This is a genomic window from Bacteroides sp. MSB163, assembly GCF_036416795.1.
GTDB classification, from domain to species: domain Bacteria; phylum Bacteroidota; class Bacteroidia; order Bacteroidales; family Bacteroidaceae; genus Bacteroides; species Bacteroides maternus.
Window position 1 is genome coordinate 520,806 of the sequence record NZ_CP143867.1, and the last position, 18,546, is coordinate 539,351.

Consider the following 18,546-nt stretch of genomic DNA (forward strand, 5'->3'; position numbering starts at 1 on the left):
CTAAGAATTAAATTTTATGCAAGTATAATCAAATCTATGTTTGCTTGCGCCAATTCGCTCACAAATTTTCTGTATTTCAGCAGCATGAACAAGGATTGGGGAAGACGGAAAGAGGGACTACCCATACAGACAGTCGTTATCTGCTTCTCCTTACAGGCTTGTATAATGGCGTCCAGCACATCACGGGACTGTATCTGAAGAACTTCACCATCCAGTTCAGTCACTAACTTAAAGTGATTCAGCAAATAGCGCTGCCGTGCCAGATCGATACGGTCGGCACTCTCAGCGGGCGTCTGCACGTATAGAGCGATGAAAGAAGTATTGTAGCGGGTGGCCAGCCGTGCCGCCTTACGGATGATGCGCCGCGGAGTCTTCTCATGACTACTGATGCAGGCAAGAAACCTCTCGTGTCGTACACCCACGCTCGAAACAACGACTTCGTTCTCCACCTTCTTCTCCACGCGCAAGGCTACTTCCTTCAGGGCCAGCTCACGCAACTGAAGGATATTCTCTGTTTTAAAGAAATTATTCAGTGCTGTCTGTATTTTCTCCGGACGATAAATCTTACCTGCCTTCAGACGGGCAATTAATTCTTCGGCAGTCAAGTCGATGTTCACCACTTCGTCCGCTTCTTGCAGGACACTGTCGGGAATGCGTTCCTTAACCTCGATACCGGAAATTCCCTGCACCTCTTCATTCACGCTCTCGATGTGCTGGATGTTGACAGCGGAAATCACGTTGATGCCTTCGTCCAAAAGATCCATCACGTCCTGCCAACGCTTTTCGTTGCGGCTGCCTTCTACGTTGGTATGCGCCAGTTCGTCCACTATGACTATTTCGGGATGGATGCGGATGATTCCTTCCAAATCCATTTCTTCCAGTTCCTTTCCTTTGTAAAATATACGGCGCCGGGGAATGATGGGCAGACCAGCCAGCTGTGCTTCGGTTCCGGCACGTCCGTGGGTTTCGATGTAGCCGATTTGTACATCTACCCCATTATCCAGCAGGTCGTGAGCCTCCTGAAGCATACGGTACGACTTGCCCACACCGGCTATCATGCCGATGTAAATCTTGAACTTGCCCCGACGGGATTTCTTTATCAGGTCGAGGAAATGTTGCACGTTCTCTTCTCTGTCCATACCTTTGAGTGGTTGTTGTTATGGGGTAACCGGGATTAGTAAGTAGATCGGCATACTATCAATACGGATGACACGTATCATCAATACGGATGATAACTATCATCAATACGGATGATGACTACCATCAATGCGGATGATGGATACTATCAATAGTATTGATGATAGACTAAGCCATAGGGACAACATGCCTCTGTTATTCACATTAAGGCCTTAAGGTTATACCAAAGACCAAATGGGTATCTTCCAGACAAGGATTCCAGATAGCCTGTGCAAATATAGGCAATGAGAATGAATCCGTTATCTTAATGGCGGTAGTAGCCTTCAGAGCCACGTTGGTAACTGCAAAACCGGAATTACCATACCCTACGGTATATGTTTCATAGGGCACAAATCCCAGCGTTGCGTTCAAATCCACCGATTTCACACTGAACGGACAGTTCAGCTCAACATAAGATGAATAGTTCTGCCCTCCCTCAGCGTTCTTGTCGGCACCGGCAAACATGGTGTACCAGGCTATGGACAAGGGCAGTCTCTCACAAGGCAAGGCATAGGCCAGTCCGCCTTCAAAATAATGGGCAGTTTTATGGCTCTCGAAGTTGAAGTACTTACCTGCACCCTGTCCTGCCCACCAAAGACTTGCCACAGACAGCGTGAGTCCCGATTCACCGAAGGTATAAGCTGCCGTCAGGTCTATTTCCTTGCTGGCCAGACCTTCGGTAGATTTATTGCCGTCGAAGTCTGTAGAACCCCATGCGGTCAGAGAGAAGTCTCCGATACCGAAACCCAGTGTGGGCTGGAAACTCGCACCTGTCTGATAGACTCCACGCCAAATGTATGAGCTTACCAAATCACCTTGCACTGTAAATTCCTGTGCTTTTGTACTTGTTATCCAAAAAATACTTGCGGCTGCAACAGCCACTGTTGCAAAAATCTTTTTTCCTCTTAATTTCATAATTCTTTTAATTTAAAAAAAAGAGAGGCGCGTCTCCATCCACCCTGTTTTCAGACATCACCATGGCAAAATATGAACGGAGCCTGCCCACCTCTCCTCTACCAACCTAAAGTTATGTTCTAATCACTCATTTTCCCGCTTCTTCAAGCGCGATATTTAATTTCAACACATTTACTCTTTCCGTACCGAAAAGGTCGAGAAAAGGCTTTTGTATCGTCTTGTCCACAATACTTCTCACCTGAGCCTCATCCATGCCGCGTGCCTGTGCCACACGTTTCACCTGCACGTAAGCGCTGGCGGGGGTAATATCCGGGTCGAGACCGGAACCGCTGGCTGTCACCATTTCGGCAGGGACATCCTTGCGTTGCAAATAGGGATGATGAAGCAGGAATGTATCGATACGAGCTTCTACCTCCGCCAGATATTCTTCGTTTGTGGGTCCCTTGTTGCTACCGGAAGAACTGGAAGCATCGTAGCCGTCTCCGGCATTGGAAGGACGTCCCCAAAAGTAGATATCCTTAGTAAACATCTGGCCTACATTGGCAGCCCCCACTACCTTGCCGTCCAATACGGCAACCTCCGCATTACCCTTGTTAGGTCCTGCCACCTGGGCGAATATCCACAGGATGAGGATGTAGAACAAGGAAAAGAATATGCAAAATGCAAGTGTTATTTTGAGGGATTTGAATAAAGTTTTCATTTTCTTCTTTTTTTAATTACTTAGAAAAACAAACTGACAATCATATCTATCAACTTAATACCGACGAACGGAGCAATGACACCACCCAAACCATATATGAGCAGGTTGCGACGGAGCAATGCACTGGCACCAATCGGTTTATATTGTACACCACGCAGTGCCAACGGAATCAGGATAGGAATGATGATGGCGTTGAAGATGATAGCCGAAAGGATAGCCGACTCCGGACTATGCAGCCCCATGATATTCAATGGAGCCAACTGCGGTATGGCAACCATAAACAGAGCCGGAATAATGGCAAAGTATTTAGCCACATCATTTGCAATTGAGAAGGTGGTCAGCGTACCGCGCGTCATCAACAGTTGTTTACCAATCTCTACAATTTCAATCAGCTTGGTCGGGTCGTTATCCAGGTCCACCATATTACCGGCTTCCTTGGCTGCCTGCGTACCGCTGTTCATGGCAACACCCACGTTTGCCTGTGCCAGCGCCGGAGCATCGTTCGTACCGTCACCCATCATGGCCACCAGCTTACCGGACTGTTGTTCTTTCTTGATGTACTCCATCTTATCTTCGGGTTTAGCCTCGGCAATGAAGTCATCCACACCGGCTTTTTCGGCAATATACTTAGCTGTCAGCGGATTATCACCGGTCACCATTACTGTCTTCACACCCATCTTGCGCAATCGCTCGAAACGTTCCTGAATGCCCGGCTTGATGATATCCTGCAACTCAATAACGCCGGCCACCTTCCGGTCGACACACACCACCAGTGGAGTACCGCCATTACTTGAGATTGCAGCAATTGTATCTTCCACTTCCTTCGGGAAATGATTACCGGCACTCTCCACAATCTTACGGATAGCATCGAAAGCACCTTTACGAATCTGAGTACCTTCCTGCAAATCCACACCGGAACATTTAGTTTCGGCAGTAAACTTAATCATACGGGCTCCGGCGGTATCCAGATCGCGCATACGACGCCCTGTTTCACGTCCCAGTTCGATGATGGACTTACCTTCCGGTGTCTCATCAGAAAGGGAAGACAACAGGCAGGCCTCAATAAAATCATATTCATCCACACCCGGGGCAACATGGAATTTCGTTGCCTTACGATTGCCGATAGTGATGGTACCCGTCTTATCCAGCAGCAGGGTATCAATATCACCAGCCGTTTCCACGGCTTTACCTGACTTGGTGATTACATTGGCACGAAGCGCACGGTCCATACCTGCAATACCGATAGCGGAAAGTAAACCTCCGATAGTAGTCGGTATCAGGCAGACAAACAGAGAGAGGATGGCAGCAATAGAAATATACGTTCCCGGATGATCCACATTTGTATAGTCCGCAAATGGGATCAATGTCACGCAGACAATCACGAATACCAATGTGAAACCTGCCAGAAGGATGGTCAGCGCAATCTCATTCGGTGTCTTCTGCCGGGTAGCGCCTTCTACCAGCGCAATCATCTTGTCAAGGAAGCTCTCGCCCGGTTGCTGGGTTACCAGTACCTTAATTTTATCAGACAATACCTTCGTACCACCTGTTACGGAGCTTTTATCACCACCTGCTTCGCGGATCACCGGGGCGGACTCACCTGTGATGGCACTTTCATCAATGGATGCCAAGCCTTCCACAATCTCACCGTCAGCCGGGATGGTATCTCCGGCTTCACAAATAAAGTAATCTCCTTTCTTCAGACGTGAACTGCTGATAGTGCGCACTTTACCATCAATCAACATTTTAGCGGGAGTTTCTTCACGCGTCTTACGCAAGCTGTCCGCCTGTGCCTTGCCACGTGCTTCGGCAATAGCCTCGGCAAAATTGGCAAACAACAGGGTGACGAACAGGATGACAAATACCAGGAAGTTATATCCGAATGTTCCGTACTCCGGAGTTATCAGGGAGAGGATGCAGACCACCAGCATGACCAGTGTCACAATCTCCACCGTAAACATAATCGGATTCTTTATCATCATTCGCGGATTCAGCTTCACGAATGATTGCTTCAGGCTCTCCATTACTTGCTCCTTTTGAAACAAAGAAGCTGATTTCTTATCTTTCATTTTATGAAATTACTAATTACTAATTATGAATTACAAACTAAAATGTTCAGCAATTGTACTCAACGCATGTACCGGGAAGAATGACAGTGCAGCCACGATGAAAATAACTGCGAACGTCATCACACCAAACGTCAGTGTATCTGTCTTCAATGTACCGGCACTCTCAGGGATAAACTTCTTCTGAGCCAGCAAACCGGCAATGGCAACCTGCCCCACAATCGGGATAAAACGACTCAGAATCAATACCCAACCACATGAGTAGTTCCAGAAGTAAGTATTATCACCCAGTCCCTCGAAGCCGGAACCGTTATTAGCTGCACACGAAGTAAACTCATATAATTGCTCGCTCAGCCCGTGGAAGCCCGGATTATTCAACCATCCGCCCTCACTCGCTACAAAGTCGGGATGATGGGCAAACAGGTAACTGGACAATGCCGTACCTACCAAAATCACAAACGGATGCAACAGCGCCACAATCGTAGCAATCTTCATTTCCCGTGCCTCCACTTTCTTTCCGAGGAATTCCGGTGTACGCCCTACCATCAATCCGCTGATAAACACAGCTATGACTATGAACGTATAGTAGTTCATCCAACCTACCCCGACACCACCGAACCAAGTATTAATCTGCATATTCAGCATCTCCATCAGTCCGCTGAGCGGCATCGTAGAGTCGTGCATACCATTCACCGAGCCATTGGAAGTGACGGTGGTCGTAATACTCCACAAGGCTGTTGCAGCAGCACCAAGCCTCACCTCCTTTCCTTCCATCGCTCCGCCATCCTGCGCAATATCCAGTTCGTCAATACGCGGATTACCGTTCATCTCCTGATAGACATTGATGCCGACACCCGCCAGATAGGCAAAGAGCATTACGCCGAATATACTATAAGCCAGTTTCTTACGGTTGGAATAGAAGCCGAGTGCGAAAACCATTGCCATCGGGATGATAAGGATAGACCAACATTCCACCATATTCGTCAGATACGTAGGATTCTCCAACGGATGCGAAGAGTTCACACCGAAATAACCGCCGCCATTGGTACCCAGTTGTTTGATGGGCACGATGGCAGCCGCAGGCCCCTGCGATACCAGTTGTTCCTGTCCTTCGAGCGTGGTCACCTCCATTTTGCCGTCAAAGCCCATCGGGGTGCCTTCTATAATAAGGATGAAACCCACAATCAGCGAAAGCGGCAACAAAATACGTGTACTACTCAATACAAGGAAGTTCCAGAAGTTACCTATTGTCTTCGTTGTCTTCACGGAAATAGACTTCATGATACCTGCCATAGCCGCCATACCCGTTGCAGCCGTAATAAACTGGAAGAGCATGATGACAAACAACTGCGTGAAGTAAGTCAGCCCGCTCTCGCCGGAATAGTGCTGCAAGTTACAGTTCACCATGAAGCTGATGCAGGTGTTGAATGCCTGATCCGGTGTCTGCGGCCCGTTACCGTCGGGATTCAGAGGCAACCAGTGTTGAGTAACCAGCAGCACCATGCCCCACACAAACCAAAAAGCATTTAATATCAGAAGCGCTTTCAGAAACTGTTTCCAGTTCATCTCCTCGGTAGGGTTGATGCCACACACTTTAAAAATAAGTCTCTCAATCGGCTTCATGAAGTCCGACCATGTCTTTTCTCCTTTATAGACCTTTGCAATATATCGTCCCAACGGGTAAGACAGTACTACCAATAGGACTATTTGCAGGGCTACACCTAAAATTTCTGTATTCATTTTCTTTAATTGCTTTAAGGGAGCTAAAGAAGTTATCGTCTTACTTACTCCTGTTATTCTTTAACTCCTACATTTAAAACTTCTCCGGCTTCACAAGTACATACATCAAGTACCCGAAAACCGCAATGCCTAATACAAATAATGCTGTGTACATAATCTTTCTCTCCTTCTTAAATCTTTTCAAACCAATCCACGCATTTCCAGAATAGCCAGAAAGCGAGTAACCCACTCAACAGGCAGAAAATAAATGAAATCGTTATACCCATGTCTTTTACTTTTTTTTTTTAAATTGATACTATTATTTCGTTGTGTCTGTGTATGCCAATTGTGTGCCAAACGTGCAACAACAGTCATAAAAAGCTAATATTCAATACTCTGAGAGATATAAACAGAAAAGTATAAAGCAGAAGCACCCTTTCATTTTGAAAGGGTGCTTATCAAAATAGGGCAAGATAATTTTTTCCCTGCACTCTATCCAAAACACAACTCAGATAGAATACAGATACATATAAAAGGAAAATTAAAAATACAACTCAAATCTTATACTCCTCAATCTTCCTGTACAGTGTCGTCAATCCGATTTTCAGTAACCGCGCTGCTTCCGTCTTGTTTCCCTTTGTGTACTCCAACACACGGGCGATATGCCGTCTTTCCATTGCCGAAAGTTCAAAACTGCCGGGTGTCTCTTCATCCGACTGTTCATAATGGGCATTCTGAATATCAAGCGGAAGATCTGTTATGTCCAGCCGCTCTCCCTCACAGACAATAATGCTGCGTTCAATCACATTACGAAGTTCACGGATATTTCCTTTCCAAGGTTGCAACTCCAGCGTAGTAAGAAACTCAGGAGTAATCTCATTTATCGAACGGGACAATTGTGCCGAGAAGTTCTTTATAAAAGCTTTTGCCAACAAACGAATATCTCCGGCACGCTCACGCAACGGAGGCAAATGCACCTGAAAGACACTGAGACGGTAGAACAAATCTTCACGGAAACGCCCCTTGGCTATCTCTTCCGGCAAATTACGATTGGTCGCTGCAATGATACGCACATTGACGCGTGTCGGCTTCGTATCTCCTATCTTAATATATTCTCCTGTTTCAAGAATACGCAGCAACTTAGCTTGCAACTCAAAAGCCATCTCACCGATTTCATCCAGAAAGATGGTTCCGTTATTCGCCTCTTCAAACAGTCCTTTCTTATCCTTCAATGCCCCGGTAAATGAACCCGCCTTATGCCCGAACATCTCACTCTCCAACAACTCTTTGCTGAACGATGAACAGTTCACCGCAACAAAATTCTGTCGGACACGCTTACTACTGTAATGGATGGCTTGCGCAAACACTTCCTTGCCGGTTCCCGTTTCTCCGGTCAATAACACAGGTACATCAGTTACCGCTACCTTTTGTGCCAGCAGGACGGCTTCTTTCAGAGACTTGGATTCTCCCAGAATAGATTCAAAAGAATACGTTTGTCCTACCTTCTTCTCCAACTTCTCCAAGCGGACATTCATCCCAGCCTTCTCTACCGCACGGCTGATAAGGGGAATAATCTTGTTGTTGTCATCTCCTTTGGTGATATAGTCGAAAGCACCGTTCTTGATGGCCTGCACCCCATCGGGAATATTGCCATGGGCCGTCAGTAGAATAACCTCCACATTAGGTGCAACTTTTTTAATGGATAAAACCAGATCCACCCCATTCCCATCAGGCAGGAATACGTCACACAAAGCCACATCGGGACTCTGGAGTTCCAACTGCCGCAAGGCAGTCCTGCAATCACCAGCCTGACATACTTCATATCCTTCTAACTCTATCATACGTGCCAACAGAGTACGGATTTGTACCTCGTCGTCAACAATTAAAATCTTACTCATATCTCTTCGGATAAGTATTAAACTGATAATGATAAAAAAACAGGGTGTGCAAATATAAAGTTTTTCCTGAAATGCCACGGCACATCTTTTGAACTTTTATAGTATAGAAACAGAAAGCTATAAAATGCACAAATAAGCTTAGTTCCAATAATACAAAGGAATAGAGTGCATAAAGAGCTGGAAACGACAGGACTTTTTTCCCTTTCATTTTGGAAAAACATACTAAAATGGAAAGAATGGAAACAATCGTCCGAAATAGATTTCGATAAACAATTAAAAAAACATAGATATGAAGATTTACAAATTCAATGGAAATTCCACCGCATCCGTAAAAGGGATGCAACATGTGGCAAAACTAATTCGCAACGAGGAAAAGAAGATTGTCGTATTGTCTGCAGCTGGAGATGTAACGAAGCATTTAGATGAAATAGCCGCCTGCTTCTTCAGCCGCAATACCGAAGAAGCACACGACAAAATAACCAAACTGGAATTCCAGTTCATCGATTTCGTCAACGAGTTACTTTCGGACGACGTCCTGAAGCACAAAGCCATACGGGAAATATTGGATTGCTTTCAAGCTATTTGGAAATACACTTTAGGACCATTCTGCTCCGCCGATGAGAAAGAGATCTTGGCACAAGGCGAGTTATTGACATCCACCTTGATGGGATATTATCTCCAGGAACTGGGAATAAAAAACAGCGTCATCTGTGCTTTCGATTTCTTGCGCACGGGCATGAATGCAGAACCGGATGATGAATATATCGCCCGAAAGCTGGAAGAAACCTGCAAATTATATCCGGACACACGTTTGTTCCTAACACAGGGAAGTATCTGCAAGAACGCCTTCGGTGAAACAGATTACCTGAAACCTGGTGGCAGCGATTACACCGCCGCCCTCATCGGAAGTGCCCTGCATGCGGAAGAGATACTGATATGGACGGATATTCCTATCCTCAACAATGACACTGTGGTGATCCGCGATGCCGATACGGTCAAACACCTGAGTTTCAGTGAGGCAGAAAGGCTCATTTACTTCAATCCACAGATACTCAATCCTCTTTGTCTAGCCGTCGCATGGAAAGGGAATGTGCCTATCCACCTGCTCAATCCAATGAAACCATTGGCTGAAGGAACCTATATATCCGGCAACTTCCAAAATGACAAGACAATAAAGGCAGTTGCCGCAAAAGACTCCATTGTTTATATCCGATTTGAATCGAACAATACATTGCGACCTTATATGTTTATCAGCAAGATATTCGATGTTTTTGCAAAATATAAGACTATGCCTTGTCTGCTAACTTCATCCAATGATAATCTATCCGTAGCAACGGATAATAAAGAGCATCTGCCTTCTATCCTGCGCGAACTGAACAAATACGCCCGGATATGGGTGGAAGACCGGATGAGTATCGTCTCCGTCGTGGGCAACCTGAAGTCGTCAAATATAGCAACTGAAGCACAAATCATCAATGCGTTGAAAGATATTCCTCTACGGATGATTTCCTATGGAAGTGATGAAAATGACGTATCTATGGTGGTCAGAGGAACGGATAAGGCAGAAGTACTCCGACTACTAAATGAGAAGTTACTGAAGAAGGAATGGTTTAAGAAAGCGTCCTGAGGAAGCTTTTAGGCGCGTAATCCGCGCCTAAAAGAAATTATTCCGTATTTCTTTCGCAATATAGCGCCCCATCAACTCCTGCCCTTTTTTATCGGGATGTAAGCCATCGCGCAGATAGCGTCCCCTGCCCGAAGGTTGTTCGAATTTCTCGGTTATACCACTATTGGAGTAGCAATCTATCAGTTGTACGGAGAGAGCACGGCAGATGTCACGCAGAATGGCAATCTTCTCTAGGTTACGTTCATTGCGGGTTACATCACCGGTTTGAATAGGAGTACAAACATAAACACGACATTTGGGATAATGTTCCAGAATGGTCTGTATAGCCCAGCGGGCACCACCCGCCATAGTGGTAACGTCCACTTCCGCAAGAGTCTTACCTTTCAGAGCTTCCTCGGCAGAGCCAAGGTTCTTGTCATTTGTCCCCATAGAGAAGACAAAGACATCGGGAGCCGGATATTGCCCGCTCTCTACCTCGGCTATGAACTTCTGGACATGGACTTTAGAGACATTGTTGTGGCGCATTTGTAATTCACGCTTATCTTCAGTAGGCTGCCAGCCATTGGATATTCCGGCAAAACCTGCACTTCCATAATCCTGTGTATCGGGATGACAGGCCCAGGTTGCAGAACCTACCGCTACATTATGATGGGTGGCAAATCCAAGTAGATCGGCCACCGTCTTCGACCATTGTTTACCCGCCGTGATGCTGTTCCCATCACAACCGAAATTCATCTTACTGAAATCAGGATAAAGGGACTGCGCCTGTAAAGCAATCCCTATCCACAACACAACACAAAATCCAATCAATCTTCCCATTCTAACTTCTAAAATACTTATGAAATAACCTCTAAACCACTTATGAAAAACGTTCCATTATCTCCATGCACATACGTCCGTTATGATACGGGCATTTCCAAAATCCGGCCTTGTCATCCTCAGTATTCACCGTGCCGTCGGCACGCACACTCCAATGCCACTCGCCATTCCGGTAATCTACCAGATGCTTCTTGATGAAATCCCAGCAACGGAATGCTTTCCGCAACGCCACTTCATCTTCAAAATGTTGGTAAAGGTTAACATGTCCCACCACATTCTCTGCCTGTACCCACCAATGGCGGTCGGTATCGGTTTTCTGTCTATCCAGGAAAGTCTCATAAATCATGGCACCGTCAGACGTCAGTCCTTCATCAGCGGCAGCGGCAATAAACTCAACCAAAGGTTCTACCTTTTCCAGTAAAGTCTTATCATCCAGTATCAAAGCGGCTTCATGTATCAGCCAGGAAGCTTCTATATCATGTCCGTAAGAAACAATGCGATACTTACTCCGCCAATTATCATCGAAGAACAATTCCAGATGTCCAGTCTCAGGATCAAGAATCCGGTCCGTGAATAGTTCTATCAGATTGCGGAGTTGCTTCTTGAGGCGATCGTCCTTCCATACACGGTACAGATTGGTATAAGGCTCCAGGATATGCAAATGGGTGTTCATGGTCTTACGTTCGTTCTCGTCTTTATCGCTAAGACGCATATCGGCAATCTCTCCCCACTGGCGGGTAAGAGCCTCACAATAGCCATTCTTCACAGGGTCGAAGCTATGCTTTTCGATATCCTCGAACAGGCGGACGGCATATTCCAAAGCCTCAGCATCACCCGTGGCACGATGATATTCGCTCAGCCCGTAGATGGCAAAGCCTATGGCATAGATTTGTTTCTTCGTATCTAACGGGCGGCCTTCGTAATCAAGCGACCAGTAGACGCCGCCGAACTCGCGGTCATAGAAATGATCTATCACATAGCGTTTGGCACGCGTTGCCGCAGACAAGTATTCTTCCTTCTTCAGCAAACGGTAGGCTGCCGAGAAAGTCCAGAGAATACGGGCATTCAATACAGCACCCTTTTCTGTTTCCGGCATCAGGATTCCGGTTCCCGTGATGCGGCCATAGAAACCACCGTTCGCTTCATCCGTCATCCGGTTCATCCAGAAGGGAAGAATGTTGGCTGTCAACTCTTCTTCCATCTCTTTTCGCATATTCTTGACGTCCATAAAAAATCGTATTAGTTTATATTTTGAACCCATTTGGGAAATGAAAGTCAAGACATACCCTTCGCCCGTATGGGTTTCAGCTTCTCGTTAATCTCCTCCACGCGCTTCTTCGTCAACGGATAGAAGTACACGACCACCATAGCCAGCACTGCCACGGCAGCCGGTATCCAGCTCATAAGCAGGTTCAGACCGGTCAGCGCCTCCTCCGTTTGCACGGCACCCTCAGCCGTATTATAACCGAAAGATGCCAATATCCACATCACAGCCGCCCCGCCCATAGCGCCGCCAAACTTCTGCGCCATCGACGAAGATGAGAATATAAGCCCGGTCGAAGCCGTCCCGTCTTTCAGTTCGGCATAGTCCGAAACGTCGGCATACATACTCCATATCAACGGTGAAACGATACCCGTACAAATAGATATGACGATTTGCATAATCAGCATCATCCAGAAGCCCGCCGGTGTGCAAGGCAGATAGAAGAACAGAATGCTCAATACCGCCAGTGCCGCCATCGTGGCGATATAGGTGGATTTCTTGCCCAGTCCGCGCGAAAGGGGAACTGCCAGCACCACGCCTATCATATTGGAAACCTCTCCCACACCCAGGAACAGTCCGGCATAAAACAGGATTGTGAAATCACCCAGGCTCAGGAATATACTGTCGCCTATGTAGTCTTTGAAGAAATAAGCAGCCGTAGCGCCACGCACCGTATTGAACAGGTTGGAACCCAATGCCGCTCCGATAAGCAACCACCAAGGCCCGTTGGCAAGCAACGACTTGAAGTCCTTACCGACAGAAACCGTAGATACGCTCTTCACGTACTCCCTCGTCATGCTGAAACATAGCAGGAACACGACGAAGCACAACGCAGCAATCACAATCATGGAATATTGCCAACTGACGGTCACCGAACCGGTCATCTCCCTGAACCACGTGCAAAGCGGCTCCCAGGCAAACAAGGCTATGAAACTACCACCGTATGCAAAGAACATCCGGTAGGAAGAGAACACCGTCTTCGTGTCCGAGTCATCCGTCATCACTCCCAGCATAGCCCCGTATGGCACATTGATAGCTGTATAAACCGTCATCATCAGAATGTAAGTGACGTATGCCCAGATGAGTTTCCCCGTAGGCCCGAAGTCGGGCGTGGTAAACATCAATATACCGCAGACGGCAAACGGAAGAGAAATCCACAGCAGATAAGGACGGTATTTTCCCCATCGCGTATGGGTTCGGTCGGCAATGATGCCCATCATCGGGTCGGACACCGCATCCCAAATGCGCGTTACCAACAACAGGACGCCCGTATCCGCCAGACTCAGACCGTATATATTAGAATAGAATATAGGCAGATAATAGGAGAATATCTTCCAGAACATAGAGGAAGACATATCACCAAAGCCATAACCAATTTTCTCTTTCAGTGTTGCCATACTATTAAATTAAAGATTTATAACCATCGATGCGCAAACTTTACCACCGCGCCCACACACCCTTCTGAGCGGGGGGATAATCAGTGACGACTTGAATAGAATTCAGTCCATCACTGAACCTATTTCAGTCCGTCACTGAATGCCATTCACTGACGGGCTGATAAAGGCACAAAGATATTTATTTCCGCATGAGTTGCAAATTATTACTAATAAGTTTCTTCAGCGTCTCCACCGAAGCCGAAGAGGACAATCCGTCCACCGGCGTATTCATGCAGTAATCCACCAGCTTGTCCACCGTAGAAGTGGCTACGTGCATCCGCGTGTCCGACGAGGCATAATAGATGAATACCTTGCCGTCTTCATCCGCAATCCAGCCATTGGTAAAGAGCACATTGCTTACGTCGCCGATACGTTCTTCTCCCTCAGGAGCCATGAAGTAACCTCCGGGGGTGGCTATCAGGCGCGTAGGATCGTCCAGGGCGGTCATATACATATAGAGCACATAACGCAGTCCGGCAGCGCAGGCACGCACGCCATGAGCCAGGTGCAACCAGCCTTTCTCAGTCTTTATCGGATGCGGGCCCTCACCGTTCTTTACCTCCTTGATGGTGTGGTAGTAGCGTTGGTCGATGATGGTTTCCTCTTTCACCTCCGCATGTGTCATGTCGTCTACCAAGGCCCAGCCTATGCCGCCACCGCTTCCGGCATCAATAAATCCATCCTGCGGACGGGTGTAAAGGGCATATTTGCCATCTACAAATTCGGGATGAAGCACCACATTACGTTGCTGGCTCTTAGTCTTCAGGTCCGGCAGACGCTCCCAGGTTTTCAAATCCCGGGTACGCGCAATGCCTGCCGTAGCCGTAGCCGAGGATAAATCGCCCGCGGGGGCATTATCATCATGACGCTCGGCACAGAAGATACCATAAATCCATCCGTCTTCATGGGCGGTGAGGCGCATATCATAGACATTGGTAGCCGGTATCACATCTTCGGGCATCGTGACGGGATAATCCCAAAAGCGGAAGTTATCCACACCGTTAGGACTTTCCGCCACGGCAAAGAACGATTTGCGGTCGGCCCCCTCCATGCGCAGCAACAGCAAGTATTTACCATTCCACTTGATGGCGCCGGAGTTGAGCGCGGCATTCATGCCAATACGTTCCATCAGGTGGGGATTGGACTTTTCATCCAGGTCGTAGCGCCAGAAAACGGGCGTGTGAGCAGCCGTCACCACCGGATATTTATAACGTGTAAATATGCCGTTGCCACCTTCCACCGGTTCATTCTTTCTCGTGATCAACTCCTCGTGTTCCTGAAAGAGTCTTGATACCTTATCATTAAAAGTTTCCATATTCGTTGTTTATCTTATTTATACAAAGAGTTTACGTCTGTCGCAAAAAGGGTCTTGGGATGATTATAGAATGTTACGAAATCTTCAGCTGATGCCTGTCCGGGATAGGGGGCATAGAAATGCGTGACACGTTCGCGGGCATTGCGCCACACCAGGACGTAGGCTATCGGATACTCTCCAATGGCCGGCAACAGGGTTTCAGTCCACCATTTCGGATCGGGGACGCCTTCGTAGCCCGTCTCGGTGATGGCTATCACTTTATCGTGCGTCCGACCTATACTGTCTACGATAGCCAGACTCTTGCCCACATTCGCCAGATAAGAAGGGCGGTCGAACTGATAGGTGTCGAAACCGATTACATCTATCAGGTCGTCACCGGGATAGCGTTTCAGATATTGTGCCGTATCTTGCGGTTCACTGCCGGGGGAATAGGCATACAGGGCATTGTCCACTCCATCGCTGCGGAGGATGTCCACCGTCATGTGCCAGAGGGCTTTGTATTCTTCAGGCGTACAGAGCTTCTCTCCCCACCAGAACCAGCTGCCCGTATGTTCGTGCCACGGGCGGAAGAGTACCGGAACTTTCACTCCGTCTTCCGTTTGCAGGGAGTTGATGAAAGCCGATACTTTACTTACCCAGCCTGCAAACTTCTCATGATTGGCTCCGCCGGGCAGAATGGACTTCACCACCGTCGTATCTGACACATCCCAGGAGTCTCCCCCTGTCAGCGGATTGCGCAGGTGCCAGCTAAGAGAGGACAGCCCTCCTCTTTTATATTGGTTCAATATCTCTCTTCTGATTTTGCTGAACGGCACTTTGTCCAGGCTCAACGTATCGCCCAGTTCCAAATGTCCCAGGTCGAAACTGATGACTGCGGGATAGTCTCCACAGACGCTCTTTACATCGGAACGCCCTTCATCGCCTTCCCAGCCGATGCCATAGTTGGTGTCGTCATGATGGCCGAACATAAAGCCGCGGGATGATACTTTTTTAAGATGGGCGAGCAGGTTCTCGGTCTCGGGGGTACGCATAGAAATGGCTCCGTCATCCGCCACCTTTTCTTTCTTTGAAGGGTTGCAAGCCACCAAGGTACTCACCGCTAAAGTAATAGCTATAAATTCAAGTTTCATATAGTGATTTTTTTCCATAAATACTATCCAAATTCACAGCACAAAGATAGCTGATGAATAGAATAGATAGTGATACGATTTTATCCCTTTGCTATATTAATTTCATATTCTAAAGACCGGCCTCATATTGAGTGAATCTTCCGACCCTACTTTGTCTTGACAGGCAAAACTTTATGAACAAATTCAAACCTTTCTTCTTCCGGAATTGAATAGTCCATGAAGCAACTTGCATCAACTGAATAGATATCTGTAGCACTATGACTTGAAGGACACAAAAATTTCAAACGGTATCTAAACGTTTTAGTCGAATGCGGATTAATATCTATAAAGCGTTGATAGTCTATGCCTTCAAAAAAAGCGGCATCATACAATGAAATTTCCTTGCCTGCTTTATCTTTAAGATGAAATTGTACAAGACTACCGGAACCGGAACCATCGTCATTTCGTATTCGCATCGTCTTATCGGCATTGTTGGCTATATGAATTAATATCGTAGTATCGGATGGCAAATAAGAAACACTAAGACCGATGTCCGATTGAGCCATTAATTCCATTGGCATTAACGCAATTATGAGCAGTAACAAGTTCTTTATTTTCATATAAAATTTCATGTATTAATAAAAATGTGGTAAGATAACAGAAAAAAGGCTCTATTGCTTACCACATTTCAATTCATTCTAAATAACAAGAAGGAAAAATTATTCCATAGAAGGCACTTCTTCACGAGTAATCACATAACTCTGTCCCATAACATCCTTCCACCAGGCTTCATCGGCATGTACTATCGGGGTTCCATCTTCTTCCTCACCATCATACCAAGGCATAAACCAAGACCAGCGTGCACCGGCAGCCCATTGCTCGGAGATTTTACCTACCGAACCACACTCACTCAGCGTAATCATCTTGTTGCCGTATGTAGCCGAAATAGCCACATATCGCGATGCGCAAGTTTCCACATCCTTCGAGTAGATATCACTTCCGATAATATCCACATACTGGTCGCCCGGGTACCAATCTTCATCACCGGTTTCAGCGGTCCATACCCAGATGAGGTTGTCCAATCCCTGCGCCTTGAAGTAATCGAACATAGCAATCCAGATGGCCTTGAAGCTAGCAGCGTCTTTTCCCCACCAGAACCACTTGCCCGCCGCTTCATGAAGCGGACGCCACAGTACAGGTATGCCGGCTTCTTTTAGCAGTTTCAGATAACCTGCCACACTGGCAAGGTCTTGCACAAAAAATTTATTTTCCCAAGTACCTTCTATCAAGGCATTGGATGCATCAAAGTTGGTTTCATCTTTATAGAAAGCATATCCGGTTCCAAGGTCAGGAACGCCAGTGATACCTTCGCCTTCCAGATAGATGCCAGTAGCCACGTAGTGGTGACCGCCTACAATCAAGCCGTTTTCCTTCAGTACCGTAAGGATGTCCTCGGTAATGGGCATGGTGAAATCACCCGTAATGTCGAAGTATTCGTATTCGGGAGTGATTCCTGCCCATGTGCTTCCATGCTTAAAGGCAGCTTGTGCACCCTCTTCTACATCTTTCACAGCCACACGCACCACGTCACCCACTTTGGCAATGGCAAAGATAGCTTTGGCGGCATCATTATTCAGTTGCACAGATTGACTCCAGTCGGCAGGCATATCCTGTTCGCCGCTCCATAATGTGATGTAGTCGGCAGGAGCTTCCTTGGGCACGTTCCAGTGCCACATACACGACACGATACCATTTTTGTCCGCCCATTCCTTTACGGGAGTGATGTCGCCATAGTTTATCCAGTTGGCACCTGCCACCGACCATGCCAGATGACCATAGTCGAAGGTATTGATGGCAGGATATTTGCCCGTCCATTGATAGACGCGTTCGGACATGTCTGTATTCCACGACTCTTTGGCCATCATGCCTGAGAGCGATTTGGTTTCGTAGTTGGCAAGCAGATAGTCATAGAGCTTCATAGCTTTGGCCGAAGTAGCCATTACCGGTGTCTTATCCAAAGCAACGGTAGTAAACTGAAGAGACACTGCCGGAGCAGGCACCTTGTTCGGGCCTAACACCACGCCCTCGGGAATGGAAAGCGTACATAAGGTTTCGCGTCCGGGTACTTCTACATTCAGTGTCAGTACATTGCTCGACCCATACACGTCAGCACTAATCAGTGTACCACCCGTAAACGAAATCTTTTCCAAATCTTTCGTAGCAAAAAACACGTTCTTGTCATACTTCACCTCAATGGTGATTTCGCCCCTCTTTACCTTGGCGGCATTCGCCTCCGGAGTGGTGGACACCAGTACTGGTGCCTCCACTTCGGGAATGATATATTTCGCATCGGTATCGGTGCAGGCTACAAGTCCGAAAGTTGCTGCCGCAAACAGGGCAGCACATATCTTATTCATTTTCATAATCTACTACATTTTTATGTTTGAGAGAGGAAGAGGGGTATCAGAAAGAGACATCTTTTCCTCCCTTTAAGAATTGCAT

The 18,546-nt window shown here is 47.0% G+C and carries 15 protein-coding genes; 1 reads left to right on the top strand and 14 read right to left on the bottom strand.

Going from position 1 to position 18,546, the window contains the following annotated elements; genetic code table 11:
* Positions 1–14: 14 nt before the first annotated feature.
* The 7 genes from VYM24_RS01820 to VYM24_RS01850 all read right to left on the bottom strand — a co-directional run bounded on the left by VYM24_RS01820 (position 15) and on the right by VYM24_RS01850 (position 8,474).
* Positions 15–1,139: a sensor protein KdpD gene (locus VYM24_RS01820; RefSeq protein WP_291553891.1), complete on the bottom strand. Its 1,125-nt coding sequence runs from the start codon at positions 1,137–1,139 to the stop codon at positions 15–17.
* A 202-nt stretch (positions 1,140–1,341) separates the two neighbouring features.
* Positions 1,342–2,091: a hypothetical protein gene (locus VYM24_RS01825; RefSeq protein WP_291553894.1), complete on the bottom strand. Its 750-nt coding sequence runs from the start codon at positions 2,089–2,091 to the stop codon at positions 1,342–1,344.
* A gap of 127 nt (positions 2,092–2,218) precedes the next feature.
* On the bottom strand, positions 2,219–2,791 hold the full coding sequence (locus VYM24_RS01830) for a K(+)-transporting ATPase subunit C (protein ID WP_291552702.1): 573 nt from the start codon (positions 2,789–2,791) through the stop codon (positions 2,219–2,221).
* A gap of 20 nt (positions 2,792–2,811) precedes the next feature.
* The gene (gene kdpB / locus VYM24_RS01835; RefSeq protein ID WP_330941320.1) at positions 2,812–4,860 is read right to left on the bottom strand and encodes a potassium-transporting ATPase subunit KdpB; all 2,049 of its coding nucleotides are present in this window, start codon (positions 4,858–4,860) and stop codon (positions 2,812–2,814) included.
* A gap of 30 nt (positions 4,861–4,890) precedes the next feature.
* Positions 4,891–6,597 (bottom strand): potassium-transporting ATPase subunit KdpA, encoded by a 1,707-nt coding sequence (kdpA, locus tag VYM24_RS01840; protein ID WP_291552707.1) that lies wholly within the window; start codon positions 6,595–6,597, stop codon positions 4,891–4,893.
* Between the two features lie 73 nt (positions 6,598–6,670).
* Complete coding sequence (locus VYM24_RS01845) at positions 6,671–6,751, bottom strand: potassium-transporting ATPase subunit F (RefSeq protein WP_081593070.1); 81 nt, start codon at positions 6,749–6,751, stop codon at positions 6,671–6,673.
* Positions 6,752–7,130: 379 nt separating this feature from the next.
* Entirely contained in the window at positions 7,131–8,474 is a 1,344-nt protein-coding gene (locus VYM24_RS01850) for a sigma-54-dependent transcriptional regulator (RefSeq protein ID WP_299095017.1), read from the bottom strand.
* 289 nt (positions 8,475–8,763) lie between these two features.
* Between VYM24_RS01850 and VYM24_RS01855 the strand changes: the two genes are divergently transcribed.
* Positions 8,764–10,101: an amino acid kinase family protein gene (locus VYM24_RS01855; RefSeq protein WP_330941321.1), complete on the top strand. Its 1,338-nt coding sequence runs from the start codon at positions 8,764–8,766 to the stop codon at positions 10,099–10,101.
* A gap of 27 nt (positions 10,102–10,128) precedes the next feature.
* Here the strand turns inward: VYM24_RS01855 and VYM24_RS01860 are convergent, their stop codons facing one another.
* From VYM24_RS01860 to VYM24_RS01890, 7 genes are all read right to left on the bottom strand, one after another.
* Entirely contained in the window at positions 10,129–10,920 is a 792-nt protein-coding gene (locus VYM24_RS01860; RefSeq protein ID WP_291552716.1) for an SGNH/GDSL hydrolase family protein, read from the bottom strand.
* Positions 10,921–10,960: 40 nt separating this feature from the next.
* Complete coding sequence (locus tag VYM24_RS01865) at positions 10,961–12,148, bottom strand: AGE family epimerase/isomerase (RefSeq protein WP_291552719.1); 1,188 nt, start codon at positions 12,146–12,148, stop codon at positions 10,961–10,963.
* 47 nt (positions 12,149–12,195) lie between these two features.
* Positions 12,196–13,581, bottom strand: a complete 1,386-nt coding sequence (locus VYM24_RS01870) for an MFS transporter (RefSeq protein ID WP_291552722.1) — start codon at positions 13,579–13,581, stop codon at positions 12,196–12,198.
* A gap of 178 nt (positions 13,582–13,759) precedes the next feature.
* A complete protein-coding gene (locus tag VYM24_RS01875) occupies positions 13,760–14,935 on the bottom strand; it encodes a glycoside hydrolase family 130 protein (RefSeq protein ID WP_291552724.1) in 1,176 nt (391 codons plus the stop codon).
* Positions 14,936–14,949: 14 nt separating this feature from the next.
* Positions 14,950–16,065, bottom strand: coding sequence for a glycoside hydrolase family 26 protein (locus tag VYM24_RS01880; protein ID WP_330941322.1), 1,116 nt, complete (start codon positions 16,063–16,065; stop codon positions 14,950–14,952).
* 146 nt (positions 16,066–16,211) lie between these two features.
* A complete protein-coding gene (locus VYM24_RS01885; protein WP_291552729.1) occupies positions 16,212–16,664 on the bottom strand; it encodes a hypothetical protein in 453 nt (150 codons plus the stop codon).
* 99 nt (positions 16,665–16,763) lie between these two features.
* Complete coding sequence (locus VYM24_RS01890; RefSeq protein WP_425286649.1) at positions 16,764–18,470, bottom strand: glycosyl hydrolase; 1,707 nt, start codon at positions 18,468–18,470, stop codon at positions 16,764–16,766.
* Positions 18,471–18,546: the final 76 nt, after the last annotated feature.

Coding starts and splice junctions, on each gene's coding strand:
- VYM24_RS01860 (WP_291552716.1), bottom strand. CDS start 10,920: ATGGGAAGATTGATTGGATTTTGTGTTGTGTTGTGGATAGGGATTGCT.
- VYM24_RS01820 (WP_291553891.1), bottom strand. CDS start 1,139: ATGGACAGAGAAGAGAACGTGCAACATTTCCTCGACCTGATAAAGAAA.
- VYM24_RS01825 (WP_291553894.1), bottom strand. CDS start 2,091: ATGAAATTAAGAGGAAAAAAGATTTTTGCAACAGTGGCTGTTGCAGCC.
- VYM24_RS01845 (WP_081593070.1), bottom strand. CDS start 6,751: ATGTACACAGCATTATTTGTATTAGGCATTGCGGTTTTCGGGTACTTG.
- VYM24_RS01870 (WP_291552722.1), bottom strand. CDS start 13,581: ATGGCAACACTGAAAGAGAAAATTGGTTATGGCTTTGGTGATATGTCT.
- VYM24_RS01850 (WP_299095017.1), bottom strand. CDS start 8,474: ATGAGTAAGATTTTAATTGTTGACGACGAGGTACAAATCCGTACTCTG.
- VYM24_RS01875 (WP_291552724.1), bottom strand. CDS start 14,935: ATGGAAACTTTTAATGATAAGGTATCAAGACTCTTTCAGGAACACGAG.
- VYM24_RS01830 (WP_291552702.1), bottom strand. CDS start 2,791: ATGAAAACTTTATTCAAATCCCTCAAAATAACACTTGCATTTTGCATA.
- VYM24_RS01885 (WP_291552729.1), bottom strand. CDS start 16,664: ATGAAAATAAAGAACTTGTTACTGCTCATAATTGCGTTAATGCCAATG.
- kdpA (WP_291552707.1), bottom strand. CDS start 6,597: ATGAATACAGAAATTTTAGGTGTAGCCCTGCAAATAGTCCTATTGGTA.
- VYM24_RS01865 (WP_291552719.1), bottom strand. CDS start 12,148: ATGGACGTCAAGAATATGCGAAAAGAGATGGAAGAAGAGTTGACAGCC.
- VYM24_RS01855 (WP_330941321.1), top strand. CDS start 8,764: ATGAAGATTTACAAATTCAATGGAAATTCCACCGCATCCGTAAAAGGG.
- VYM24_RS01880 (WP_330941322.1), bottom strand. CDS start 16,065: ATGAAACTTGAATTTATAGCTATTACTTTAGCGGTGAGTACCTTGGTG.
- kdpB (WP_330941320.1), bottom strand. CDS start 4,860: ATGAAAGATAAGAAATCAGCTTCTTTGTTTCAAAAGGAGCAAGTAATG.